The sequence below is a fragment of the Leptospira noumeaensis genome (assembly GCF_004770765.1).
Classification (GTDB): domain Bacteria; phylum Spirochaetota; class Leptospiria; order Leptospirales; family Leptospiraceae; genus Leptospira_A; species Leptospira_A noumeaensis.
Map to the genome: position 1 here is coordinate 399,020 of NZ_RQFK01000026.1, position 12,948 is coordinate 411,967.

General features: G+C 39.7%; 12 protein-coding genes. 3 read left to right on the plus strand and 9 right to left on the minus strand.

Translation table 11 applies throughout. The annotated features are described in order from the left end of the window. Positions 1-12: 12 nt before the first annotated feature. Genes EHQ24_RS09955 through EHQ24_RS09965 form a run of 3 tightly spaced genes read right to left on the minus strand, consistent with a single transcriptional unit; the run spans position 13 to position 3,614 of the window. Positions 13-1,377, minus strand: a complete 1,365-nt coding sequence (locus tag EHQ24_RS09955; RefSeq protein ID WP_135601495.1) for a PDZ domain-containing protein — start codon at positions 1,375-1,377, stop codon at positions 13-15. Continuing rightward, positions 1,364-2,821, minus strand: coding sequence for a S1C family serine protease (locus EHQ24_RS09960; protein ID WP_135601496.1), 1,458 nt, complete (start codon positions 2,819-2,821; stop codon positions 1,364-1,366). Before EHQ24_RS09960 ends, EHQ24_RS09955 begins: the two co-directional genes overlap by 14 nt. Next, the gene (locus EHQ24_RS09965) at positions 2,814-3,614 is read right to left on the minus strand and encodes an LIC11113 family protein (protein ID WP_244310375.1); all 801 of its coding nucleotides are present in this window, start codon (positions 3,612-3,614) and stop codon (positions 2,814-2,816) included. The genes EHQ24_RS09960 and EHQ24_RS09965 overlap by 8 nt, the downstream gene beginning before the upstream one ends. Before the next feature lie 250 nt (positions 3,615-3,864). Here EHQ24_RS09965 and EHQ24_RS09970 point away from each other — a divergent pair, with 250 nt between their 5' ends. The 3 genes from EHQ24_RS09970 to EHQ24_RS09980 are packed head-to-tail and all read left to right on the plus strand — an operon-like array spanning position 3,865 to position 7,853. Next, positions 3,865-4,713, plus strand: coding sequence for a sulfurtransferase (locus EHQ24_RS09970; protein ID WP_135588423.1), 849 nt, complete (start codon positions 3,865-3,867; stop codon positions 4,711-4,713). A gap of 57 nt (positions 4,714-4,770) precedes the next feature. Further along, entirely contained in the window at positions 4,771-7,005 is a 2,235-nt protein-coding gene (locus EHQ24_RS09975) for an alpha-glucosidase (RefSeq protein WP_135601497.1), read from the plus strand. A 20-nt stretch (positions 7,006-7,025) separates the two neighbouring features. Further along, a complete protein-coding gene (locus EHQ24_RS09980) occupies positions 7,026-7,853 on the plus strand; it encodes a metallophosphoesterase (protein WP_135601498.1) in 828 nt (275 codons plus the stop codon). 8 nt (positions 7,854-7,861) lie between these two features. Here the strand turns inward: EHQ24_RS09980 and EHQ24_RS09985 are convergent, their stop codons facing one another. The 6 genes from EHQ24_RS09985 to flgK all read right to left on the minus strand — a co-directional run bounded on the left by EHQ24_RS09985 (position 7,862) and on the right by flgK (position 12,940). Next, positions 7,862-8,266, minus strand: coding sequence for an OsmC family protein (locus EHQ24_RS09985; protein ID WP_135601499.1), 405 nt, complete (start codon positions 8,264-8,266; stop codon positions 7,862-7,864). Next, positions 8,263-8,937, minus strand: coding sequence for a lysophospholipid acyltransferase family protein (locus EHQ24_RS09990; RefSeq protein WP_135601500.1), 675 nt, complete (start codon positions 8,935-8,937; stop codon positions 8,263-8,265). Before EHQ24_RS09990 ends, EHQ24_RS09985 begins: the two co-directional genes overlap by 4 nt. 61 nt (positions 8,938-8,998) lie before the next feature. Further along, complete coding sequence (gene csrA, locus EHQ24_RS09995) at positions 8,999-9,238, minus strand: carbon storage regulator CsrA (protein WP_012390131.1); 240 nt, start codon at positions 9,236-9,238, stop codon at positions 8,999-9,001. Positions 9,239-9,241: 3 nt separating this feature from the next. Further along, positions 9,242-9,703 carry a flagellar assembly protein FliW gene (gene fliW / locus EHQ24_RS10000; protein WP_208725800.1) on the minus strand — a complete coding sequence of 154 codons (462 nt, stop codon included), beginning with the start codon at positions 9,701-9,703 and terminating at the stop codon, positions 9,242-9,244. 52 nt (positions 9,704-9,755) lie between these two features. After that, positions 9,756-11,021 carry a flagellar hook-associated protein 3 gene (locus EHQ24_RS10005; RefSeq protein ID WP_244310451.1) on the minus strand — a complete coding sequence of 422 codons (1,266 nt, stop codon included), beginning with the start codon at positions 11,019-11,021 and terminating at the stop codon, positions 9,756-9,758. Positions 11,022-11,026: 5 nt separating this feature from the next. Then, the gene (gene flgK / locus EHQ24_RS10010; RefSeq protein WP_135601503.1) at positions 11,027-12,940 is read right to left on the minus strand and encodes a flagellar hook-associated protein FlgK; all 1,914 of its coding nucleotides are present in this window, start codon (positions 12,938-12,940) and stop codon (positions 11,027-11,029) included. Positions 12,941-12,948 lie beyond the last annotated feature (8 nt).

Below are 12,948 nucleotides of genomic sequence, written 5' to 3' on the forward strand. Positions count from 1 at the left end.
TATTTTTAGATTTTAATCTTCCAAGTTGTAAGCTCGACCCAATTTATAAGTCAGCTGTAACTCTTGTTGTAAGTCCAAAATCTCCCTACGCGAGAAAAACGCTATTTTCCCACCGGAAAGCTCAAACGCATAATAGGTGGTGTCCTCCGACTGGAGTAGGGTTTTTAGTTGGCTGAGTGAAGTAATTCTTGTTCCATTTACCTTTTCCAAAACTAAATCCTGGAAATCTTGGTATCCTAGGTTCCCTTCTAGGGGGAAAACACGACTTAGGATCACGATCTTTTCCCGGACAGGATGCACCTTTTTTTGATAATAATCAGAAAGATAAACTAGCTTTTTTTCCGATTTCACCCGGTATTCGGAACCAAATTCTTTCAAATAAGCATTGGTTAAATCCGTAAAGAAAAATCCACCGGCAATCAGATACAAAGGTTTTCTATTTTTTGCTTCTTCAGGAATTAAAAAGTCATTGGAGTCATAAGCTCGTAAGTCATAATTCACAGTTTGGCTTTGAAAATTGCGATGTAGTTTTAATTGAACGTTTTCGCCTAATCCACGTAAACTGCCATCTGGTTTTCGTAAAATCAAATCATATACTTTATCGGCTCTGTCCCAATCGTCAACCTTGGACAGGGAAACTGCACCAATCTCTGTCACCAAATCACCTGGAAACAAATTGTAAGCAGGACCCACACCCGGAATCACTTCAGTTACCAGTAATGGGTTTTTAAAAGTTTTAGAATAATATTCGCGTTCCGAAGGAGTTAAATTTACATCAAAAACAAATCCTGGATGTGGAAATGCTTTTCCTTCTGTACGATAAAAAGTTTCCACATATTCTGTTGGAATTAAATATTCAGAAATAGTAACACCACATAACGTTTGATTTTTGAAGAAAAAGTTAGGTTCTTCTGATGTTTTATTTTCTAATAATACTACTTTGATAGGTGTTTTGGAAAATGGAAGGAATACATAACGAGACTTTCCTGCAACACATTGTTTATTGAAAGATTTAAAATCCAAAACCACTGGTTTAGGGAGTTTGGGAATTTCTTTTGTTTCCAAAAGTAAAAATCCAGTTTCTTCATCATAGGATTTGATTCCCAGTTTCGGAACAGAATAATCAAAAGATTCAAATTCTGCAAAAACTGGATTTTGTTTGGGAAGTGTGACTCCAAAAAAAAGTCCTTTGCCCACATAAATCAAATTTAACTTTCTAGAAAATGGTTCACCCACTAACCAAGGATTTTGGTGGCTTGTTTTTTGGAAGGTAATCCTCGATTCAATGACACGTTTGTCTTCAAACTCTTCAGCGCCAAGAGGAAGTAAGGTGGCAAAAATCGAAATAATAACTAAAATCAATTTAAAACTCTTCATAATTGGCACCATATCTTTTTTTCACACGTTGGTTCATTTGGTAAACAGACTCTGGCCGGATTACGATAGGTAAATCCATCCCCCGGAATTTTAAAACAATGAATCCTTTTTTTCCATCCTTCCAAATGGTTTTGAATTCATTTAAGTCTTTCGGAATACGTCCGTTAATTGACTCTACAACTTTGTATTTATATTTTTTATATTTTGAAGTTTCAGGATCATTGAATGTATAACTGAGTACAATATCTCGAACGGTATACCTGTACAACAAATCTTGAATGAAATAACTATAATGGTATTTTAAAGAACTATCCAAGTCCCCATCTTCCGAATGGAAAAACGATCTAGTGATGGGTTGAAATACAAACCCTGCTTGTAAAAAATAATCTTCTGTAGAATCTCGATACAAATCCAAAGCATAATTTTTTTGCAGATTCACTTCTGCATCATACTGTTTTCCGGCCCGGTAATAACTAACTATTACTTTGGAATTCAGTTGTTTGTTTTCGATCCAATCGATGATGAATTCTTTTTTGTTGGCCTGAGAAATTTCACCATCATTTGTGAGTGGTAGTCCATCCACAGCCGTTACAAAATCTTTTTCTTTTAATACTTTGGAAAAAGTAGAAGAAGGATAAATTCGATTCACAAAAATTCCGGATTGGCTTGCGGGAACCTTCATGGCTTGTTTTAAACTTTTTGGATTTCCATTTTGAAAAGTAAAACCTATGTTTGGAAATCCATCATACTTTCCGTCACCTATATCTTCTAAAAAATGTCGAATGATATCGTTTGATATCAAATAAGCAATTCCTTGTTCCAAAGTGCTAATTTGAAATACAAGGCCTACTACTTTCCCATTTTGTACGGCGGGGCCACCGGAATTTCCAGGTTGGATATTGGCATTAATTTTTAATACGTTTCGGTAATCTAACCCAGAATAGGTGTAACGATTTTTTTCAAATCGCAAAACGGAACCTTTTTCCACAGATAAACTATCAGTCCCATTCGGAAAACCAAGTAACAGAATATCCGAACCCAAATTGGGAATTCCTTCCAAAAAGGAAAGGGAATTGGTTTGTTCCGAAAAATCGGGATCGTTTACTTGTAACAAAGCCAAATCACAATCGTAACCAATATATTTAACATCTGCTAAATATTCTTTTTTAGTAAAACTACTTTTAACAAGAATGCGTTTGGCATCACGCACAACATGAGCATTGGTTAAAATGGTTTGGCCAGGCAAAACGAAACCAGATCCAAAACCAGTATACAAATTCTTTTTCATCCATGGCTGTGTTTTGTTTTCTGTATTGAATCCTTCATTACGAATGAGAACTACGGAACGAAAAATAGAATCCACAGCTGGCTCAGGATCAACTTGAGCCAAGAGAGAAAAACTCATTAAGAAAAAGAAAAAACTAAATTTTAATAATTTATTCATAATACAAAACGATTTTCTCCCAAAAGGTTTGCGTTTCGGTAATTTTTTTCAAAACCGCATTTCCTAAAACTCGGTCACCAGGTTTTGGATCTTTCCAGATTGTATTGGATGATACCAACTCACCGGATATTGTAGAAGGAACTCGGATCAAACTATAAACAGAATCACGAATGCAAGTGATTCGAAAAACATAAGAAACAGTTTGATCCCAATAAAAACTCTCATCCTTTTCGATAAATTCCAAAGGGCAAGACGAATCAAAAAACACTTCAATATTAGAAGGAACTTCTTTTCTACGTTTTGGATTTTCAGAAATGGATTTAAAATAAAATAAATTTGGATTTTGGATTGGTTTGTAAGAACTAATCTTTTGTTTTCCTTCGGCCACTACTGGGATTTGTTTTTTAGAAGGAAAATCTAGTTCCGTGTCATCAGTATTCAACTTTAATGATACGGATGAGGACTTGGATTCACTTGTCACAAGTCCTGTTTCAATTTCTAAATATTGTTTTTTTCCAATTCGATGAACAGCCCTTAACTGAAACGTATCTGGCTTCAAATGACTTTTTTGATTGGATTGGAATCGAATGAGCATAGGATCCGATTCGTTTTGACAACTGAATCGAAAATACGTTACAGAAGAAATACGTGATGCCGGTTCCACTCGACAACTTCCATCGTCCATTGGAAAACTTCGATGGTTACGAATTAGTTTTTTAATTTCTGTGGATGGTTTTCTCTCTTTCCATGCACTTACCTCTTCTTTCAGCAATTGTAAGGAAGGGTTTGTCATTGTGTGCTCTGCAAAAACAAATCCTGTCCCCAAAAGAAACAAAACCAATCCGAAGTGTATAGATAATTGCCTGATCATGGAATACCGATTATAGTGATTATCGGCTTCCCTACAGGGAAGAATCAACTGGCAGGTCATTGATTTCTTTTCTCATTATGTCTCGAACCTAGGACGAACTTTTTTTTTGGTTTTCAGACTTTCAAAAATTCGAGGGGTGGAAAAGTAATGTAAGAAATAGGAGAATACTTTTTTGAACTGGAACTTTCTTAAAACCGAAATAGAACCTGGTGACTTCCTCATCGATTGTCGTTCCCAATCAGCATATGAAGAAGAAACATTAGAAGGTGCTTACTACTATCCATTTATCAAAAAAGCATTTGGATCTGATCCAGAATCCCAAAAAAAATTGTACGGGCCAATGACTGCTGTCGTACAAGAATTCCAAAAATCAAAAAAGACTCGAATCATTGTTTTCGATGAGGGAATGGGAATGTTTTCCACTCGTATGGTTTATTTACTACGTGGAATGGGAATCAAAGATGCCTATGTTCTTGGCCAAAAATGGCCTGCCACTGGAAATAAAGCAAAAGGGGAACTAAAAGTAGAACCACCAATTGCTGATAAAGTAAAACCCATTGAAGGTGTTGTGGACAAAGCCTTTATGGAGCGAAATCTTACGAAACTCCAAATCTTTGATGCAAGAACCATGGAAGAATACGAAGGCCGATTGCCACGCCTCACTGCTCCAGAAGAAGGAACGCTCTGTGGTCGTTTGCCAGGAGCTTTTCTTTGGGATTGGAGGAACTTGTATGATGGAGAAGCCAATCTCATCGAACGTTCTCTTTTCAAAAAACGCCTGAATGGTTTTCCTTTTATGCCGGAAAGACCTACTGTGATCTACGATTACAATGGGGCTCGTTCTTGTTTACTCGCACTCATGCTTCGTGAAGCAGGTTATATCGACATCACAACCTACCAAGGTTCTTGGTTTGAATGGAGAAAGTCGAGCCTACCGAAACAAGCAGTCGCCGTATTTGGTGCCAAACAAGGTGCTGCTGCAGCTCCTCGCGTCGGTGGAGTGGATCGCAAGAAAGTTTAAAAAAGGATTTACGAAACACAAAACCATCGATCCACTTATTCCTGCCTGGAGGGGTCGATGGTATCTCGCTTATTTTTTCTCTCATTTTCAATTTTCTTTTTGGAATGTGCTTCTCGGGTCATTTCGAATCTTCCCATAGCGGAAGATTCCTTTCCCTTAACACAAAAAATCCAGTGGATTCAATCCACAAATGAATTCACATTAAGAAACCAGTCCCTCGCAAAAGACTTTATCAAACTCTCGTTAAACGAACCGTTTCTTTTGGCTTTTGCCAAAGAAACCACATCCAAATATCGGATGGCATCCTTTCAATTCAAAGAAAGTCTCCAAAAATCTTGCACAAAACAATCCATAGACGAGATCAAAAAAGAAACGGGAAAAGTCACAATCAAAGGAAAGTTAAGTGGTAACGATTGTTCTACCGATTACCAAATCATTTTTGTTCCTAAATCAGACACTGAGGTGGAATTCAAAATCACCCTTTCTGACCCCACACTCAACAGAATCCAATTCCATTACAGTTCCTCACCTGATGAAAAAATTTTTGGTCTCGGGGAACAGTTCACTTATGATGAACTCAAAGGAAAAACTCCCTTTTTGTTTACCGAAGAACAAGGTGTAGGACGCGGTGACCAACCGATCACAGCAGGAGCCAACATCATGGCTGGTGCTGGTGGAAACGCTTACACAACCTATGCACCGATCCCTCACTATATCACTTCCGACAACCGTTCTCTATTCTTTGATAACAGTGGTTATGCGAATTTTGATTTCAGTGACACCAAAAAAATCAAAGTCGAATTTTGGGATTTCCAATCGGAAAAATCTCTTACCGGAACGATTTGGATTGGATCGTCTCCCAAATCACTCATCGAAGCTTACACCAAAAAAACCGGGAGATTTCCAAAACTCCCTGATTGGGCTTATGGAACTTGGCTCGGTGTCCAAGGAGGAACAGAAAAAGTTTCTGCCATCGTGAAACAGGCAAAAGACGCCGGAAACCCTGTCACAGCACTTTGGATCCAAGACTGGTGTGGACGACGAGTCACCAATTTTGGAGACCAACTCAAATGGCGTTGGTATGCAGATGACAGTCTATATCCAGACTTTAAAAAATTTGTAAAGTCGATGAATGACCAAAACGTACAAGTGTTAGGTTATATCAATTCTTTCTTAGCTGATACCGATCCCAAAAAACCGGGAGATGATTTTACAAATCCCCTCTTAACGGAAGCAAAGTCAAAAGGATACTTGGTCAAAAATTCCAAAGGAGAGGATTACCTCATCCAAACGGTTGGGTTTCCCGCATACCTCATTGACTTAACCAATCCGGCAGCCGTTCGTTGGACCAAAGACCTGATCAAAAAAAATATGATTGGGATGGGTCTTTCGGGTTGGATGGCCGATTTTGGAGAATGGTTGCCTTATGACGCAAAATTGTATTCAGGTGTTGATGCCAAAATCTATCACAACCGTTATCCGGTAGATTGGGCCAAGGTCAACAGAGAGGCCATAAGAGAAGCTGGAATGGAAGGAAAAATTGTTTTTTTTACAAGAGCCGGTTACAGTTATTCCAATGCCCACTCCACTCTCTTTTGGGAAGGAGACCAAATGGTAAGTTTTGGAACCAATGATGGCCTTCCTTCTTCCATCATAGGACTCACAAGTTCAGGTATCAGCGGTTATGCGTTAAATCATAGTGACATTGGTGGTTACACTACTATTTCCAATCCACTCAGAAACTACCATAGATCGAAAGAACTTCTGTTACGATGGGCAGAGGCCTCTGCCTTCACAACTGTTTTCCGTACCCATGAAGGAAATAGACCTCTCAAAAATTGGCAGGTATATACGTATATAAAACCTGATGGGACCAGATCTCTGGGAGACGATGATACAATATCTTTGTTTGCAAAAATAGCAAAAATTCATTTTGCACTCAAACCATATATACAAAGTTTGGTGGAAGAAGCATCCCAAACCGGAATCCCAGTCGTCAGGCACAATTACCTTGTGGAACCCGAAGACAAAAATTTGTTAAAATACAAATACCAATTTTTCCTAGGAGATGACCTTCTTGTGGCTCCTGTGGTAGAAAGTGGGGAAATTGTTCAGGAAGTTTACCTTCCTCGTGGGAGATGGCAACACCTTTGGACAGGCACCACTTACGATGGTTATAGAAAGGTTCAAGTGCCAGCACCGATTGGAAAACCTCCTGCTTTCATCCGCATCGGTGGAAAGTCGGAAGGGCTTATCCGTTCTTCGATTAGTTCCATTCGCAATAAAGACTAAGTAGTGGAGAAAATACCCAAATGAAATTTGCACTGATTGGAGACATCCACGGTTATTGGAACAAAAATGATATCGAGTATTTTAATGCATCGGATTACGATTGTTTGTTTTTTACAGGAGACCTTCGAGGGAATCCCAAACTTGGCAAAATTTCTTTCCAAGGCCTCACCAAACGCGCGTATATGATTCCTGGGAATTGGGATGGGATGAGTCTCACCTCCATCATTGGAGAAGTGATCCAATCCAAAATCCTCATCCATTCCGGGCAAATTGGTCAAAACCGTAGGATGCGTAAACTTTCAGAACTAGTAAAACCCATTAGCCTTTTGGGATACAGTTCATTAGTTTTATCCCCTGATTTAGATTTAAGCCTCATCGTTGGACGACCTCATGCCATGGGTGGCGGCCTTAGTTTTGCACCCAATATGCAAAAAACCTATATGGTCTCTAATATGGATGCATCGATTGAAAAATACAAACGCCTGATCGATGGAACCAAGGAGAAAAACCTATTCTTTCTTTCGCATAACGGGCCTTTTGGTTTGGGTGCGGCAAAAAATTCCATGTATGGTGCCGAATTTAAAAAAGAAGGTGGGGACTGGGGAGACATGGATCTCACAGAAGCCATTAGTTACGCCAAATCCATAGGAAAAAAAGTTCCACTGGTGCTTTCGGGCCATATGCATCATTCCATTAGCAAAAAGAAAGAACGCGAAACCCACGAATACACTGGGGGAACTTTTTATGTCAACGGAGCCAAAGTCCCAAGAATCCAAGAAGGAAAACATTTCCATACAAAGATTGAATGGGACGGAGGTTCGGCGACAGTCATCCCACTTTGGGTTTAGAGATTTACTTAACCGAGACTAGTTTGAATTTCAATTTTACCTGACAAAAGTTTATGAACCGGACAAGCATTGGCAACAGCGAGTAATCTCTCTCGTTGGTCTGTGCTTAAATTTCCGTTTAGGATCACAACTCTTGAAAATTGGTGGTCTTCGGCAGATCGTTTATCGAGCGTTACATGAACTTCTACAGAATCCAATGGATATTCTTTTTTATCTGCATACATCCGCACTGTAATCGATGTACAAGCACCTAAAGAAGAAGCAAGTAATTCCATAGGCATTGGCCCAAGATCGGTTCCTTCTTTGGAAGCCGGTTCGTCAGCAATCCAACTGTGTTTTCCTGCGGAAATTTTTGTTTCGTATTTGGTTTTGGCAGTGGCTACAACCACCTTATCTTCGAATGCTGCTGTCATTGGGATTCTCCATTCAAAATTCGTTCGGCTTCTTTTCTGGCAAGGTCACGATTTTTTATCATCGCTTCTTCTACTTTTAGACGTATAACTTCAAACTCTTCTTCATTTAAGTTGCGAGGAACAGAAATGGGTTCTCCATAAGAGACGACAAAAGTTGTAAAAGGTTTTGGAACTCGATGTTTGTCCCAAGCTCTTTCTAAAATCCATTGCCTACTGCATTCGTAATGAAAAGGAACAATAGGAACTTGAGTGACCTGCGCTGCAGCAATGATTCCCGGTTGGAGAATGAAGGCGGGGCCACGTGGGCCGTCAGGTGTAAAGGCAGCTGGTAATCCCTTTTTTAAATGTTGGATTACAGCCTTTAAGGCTTTCGACCCACCTTTGGAACTACTCCCCCGAATACTTGTGTTTCCAAACCGATGAACGACTTGGTTGATATAATCTCCGTCTTTGGATTCAGAAATCAAAACGGCTACATTTTTTCCCCTGTGCAAATAAGGAGAGTACAAAACGTTCGTATGCCAAATCGAATAGATAAATGGTTTTTTGTTTTTGAATAATTCTTCGTATCGTTCGTTTGTCAAAAAACGAAACCTGGAAGTGAAGCCAATCAAACGTTGAAACCAAACGGCAATGAGTGGTAACAACCAGACTAAAAATCTACGTTTCAAATCGAATGTCTCTCCCTAAAAATCAAATTCCAGGGAAAAGTGATTCTAAAGAAAGATCAAGTTAAGTTTTCTTTTTGAACAAATCGCCGAGTTTGCCCAAATCTTCTGGTTTGATATTGGTTCCGGCAGCTTTTTTGTTTTCTTCCTGAATTTCTTTATACACTTCTGCCCGGTGGACAGAAACATTTTTGGGAGCTTTGACACCAATCTTTACTTGGTCACCTTTGATATCGACAATCACAATTTCGATATCATCACCGATCATAATGGACTGGTTGCTCCTCCTTGCAAGAACTAACACGAATTATACCTTTTCGGAAGACATTTCTTCCATAGATTCAATGATGTTTTTTCGAATGGGATGATTTTCATCACGAGAAATACATTGTTTTCCCTTCCCTTCTTTTCCATTCAAAATGATAGGGCCTTGTAAGTTGGCCGTCATTCCTTTGGGATTGTCATGAGGAATGGTAACAATTAAAAAAATAATTCCTTCTTTCCAAGACTTAAGACCTATGTCATGTAATTCTTCATCGGAAACAGCAGGTTTATAATCATTCATAAACAGTTCTGGTTGGATGACGATAAACGCAAGGCCCGATTCTTTCGTGGATTGTAACCATTTGAAAGGACTTTCTGGACTTTCTTCGATAAGAGCATACTCATCAAATTCATCAAATCCAAGTAACCCTTGTGGGAATTTTAGGATTTGTTTTGCGTCCACTTGGATGGTTCCGAAAGGTTTTGTGTGAATCGTTACCGACATTCTAGTTCCTGTACTTTCTTTTCTTTCTAATATAACCGTCATTTAGTTTCCGTTACCGAAGGAAATCCATAAGAGTTGGTTTGATAATTTTAGAACCAACATTTAACGCATAACTATGAATTGTTTCCAACCATTTCATATTCATAATTGTTTCCGGGAAATCGATTCCTTCATTTTTAGCAAGAAGTTCTGTCATATACATTTTGTCGTAAGAAACTCGTTCTTCATGTTGTTCCAAACGATTCATACGAGCACCAACGGTCGAACGGTGACGAAGGATATTCTCTAGAGCTAAATCCAGATCACCCAAATCCCTACCACCAATTCGTTCTTGGTCTTTTTGGATTAAATCATTTCTTAGTTGGATGAGAACATCAAATACAGATAGTCCAGTGACCGTTGCCGACTTAGAAAAGTTATTCGGTGGTTCACTGGCACTTGGTTCAATGAGTCCAATGTCACGAAGTACAGTTCCTCCATCCACGTCCTCTAGCCAAATTTGGTGAGGTGCCGTAGAAGAAATAGAAATGTTATCTTGTGCTAGTTTACTTGCTTTGACTTCAAGTGGTGAGTTATTGATTTTATCAATCACATCATCAATCGTATCACCCACAGAGATATGAATTTCTACTCCATCAATTTTGAACTTTTGGTCGGAAGTGGCTTGGTAAGCAGAGTTATCCACTTTGGAAGTGACACTGACGTTTGTTCCCCAAAACACTTTGTTTCCCGGAATGGTAATCGGAATGTATTCGCCTTTTTCGATTTCACGGAGTTGTTCTCCGATATCACCGCGATACTCCACACCTACGTATTGGTTTTTGAGTTCTAGGCCTTGCAGACCTTTAATTTTGGATTCAATCGGTTCAAAAGGAGGTCTTTCGATGACATGACCACCAAACAAAGGTTGTCCGGTAGCATCACGAGCATTCGCAAGATCCACAATGGCACGTAAATGTTGGTCGATCTCTTTGCCAATCGCCACTTCCAATTCAAATCCCTTGTCCCCTTGGTAAATTCCGTTTCCGGCCTGAACGGTAAGGACACGAGCCCTTTGGAAAATTTCTCCCATTTTGTCGAGGACACCATCGATCTGTTGTAACCTTTGGTATCCATCCCCAATGTTTTCTTCGTATTGGGAAAGTTCGTTCAGACGTGACCTGAAGTACATTTGGTTTGTGGCCGCACCCGGATCATCGGATGGTTTACGGATTTTTAATCCGGTTCCTAGTTGGGTTTGGGTTTCATCCATCGCCACTTGGTGGCGGTTTAAGTTTCGCACCAAGGAATTGTTTTGCATCATGTTAGTGATTCTGATCATGATTATACACCTAACCTATTGATGATGGTATCTAACATTTCATTGAGTGTGGAGATCATTCTCGCCGAAGCATTATACGATTGTTGGAACTGAACCATATTGGCCATCTCCTCATCTAAGTTCACACCCATCACAGACTGACGCATGTTTTCTAGTTCCACCATCAGTTCATTTTGAGTGGTATACTCTTGTTTTGCTTCTCTTGCCTCGGTTCCAAGTCTAGAGATGAGTGAGTTATAAAAATCATCTGTTGTTTTGGAATAATCAAACATCACCGGTTTTTCGCGGAGGGCTGCGGCAATGAGAAGGGCATTGGATCCGTCTTTTTGTCCGTTAGGTGAATTGTAATCACCAGATCCATTGACATCTTTACCACGAGCGGCAGCAATGTTTGCCGGATTGTTTCTCACATCTTCAGACATTTTAAAGAAAGAAGAAGGATGATACATCGGTGTGAGAGTGATGTCCTGGGCATTGGCTTGGAATTTGTTGATTTCACCTACTTTGCGGTAATCAAAAGATCCAGCCACACCCGTAGCTGTTAAGATTCCTGTCAGACCCACAAGTAGTTCCCCGGAATCTTCTAAGTGGCGGATCATAAAGTTTTCTTTTTTATCCAGAGGGTTCGTGGTTGCTTTTAGCGCCAACTGGTTGTCATGCGACATGTAAGCGACAACACCTGTCTCCGAACGATTGATTCGTTTGATGACAGCATTCAAAGTATCATCTTTAGAGTAAGGAACCAAAATCTCTGTTTCCCCACCAGGACTTGCTTTTAGAAAACGCATGGTTCCTGAAATTCCAATTGGACGATCCGCATCAAGTGATGTGCGACCAGTCACGCGGAACACAGCCGTTTTATCGTTTAATCCATCTCCATCGGTATCAATTTCACCGAAGGTATTGGTAGCAAGAGCCCTACTTTCAAAAAAGTTAAGATTGGTTTTTCCATTCAAACCAAATCCATCTTTATGGATTTCGTTGATGACATCCATCGCATTGATGGCAAGGGCATCAACGGCATTGATTTTTTCGACAAGGATTCGGTCTCTGATTTCGTATAAAGCTTGGATGCTTCCCTTACGAAGAAGGACTGTATCACCAGTCTCTGACCATTTTAAATCCAGAAGGCCATCGTTATTGGGGTTTCCGACCAAATCAATTTTATGAACCTTTTGTCCTTGGACAAGGATCTGTTGGCCAATAAAAACCATGAGTTCATCTTCATCACTGCGGCCAATGGTAATGTCCGCCATTCCCGCAAGTTCTTGTAAAAGTTCATCCCTTCTATCCAAAAGGTCATTGGGATTATCACCTAATGCTTGTGATTTTGTGATTTTTTCGTTCAGAGATTTGATATTCTCTGCCACTGTATTCAAATGATTGACTTTGGATTCGATCTCACGATTGGACTGGTCACGTAAGAGAGAAAGTTTGCGATACACATCTTCCATTCTTGAACCAAGGGCTTCCGCTTTTTCTTGAACCACAGCTCTATGTGCTGTTTCTTCTGGGTAGTTAGAAAGATCCTCCCAGGAAGACCAGAACTGATCCATCATGGAACGAAGTGTGGTTCCTGTTGGTTCGTTAAAAACTGTTTCTACTTGGTATAAGTAATCGTTCTTTTTTCCCCAATATTCTTTGAGAGAAGAAGAATCAATGATACGGTCATCAATGAAATTATCCCGAACTCTTTCAATTTCGGAAACTTTTACCCCTTGTCCAATTTGTCCTGGAACCTCTGCTCGGTTGAAAGCTGGTTCATACAGAGGGTCCATACTATTCATGACCACTCTTTGGCGAGCATAATGTTTGTTATCCGCATTGGATATGTTATGACCTGTAGTTTGGATCGCTTGTTGGTGGACCGAAAGTCCTCGTTTCCCTATTTCAATTCCTTGGAATGTTGATCCCATACGATACT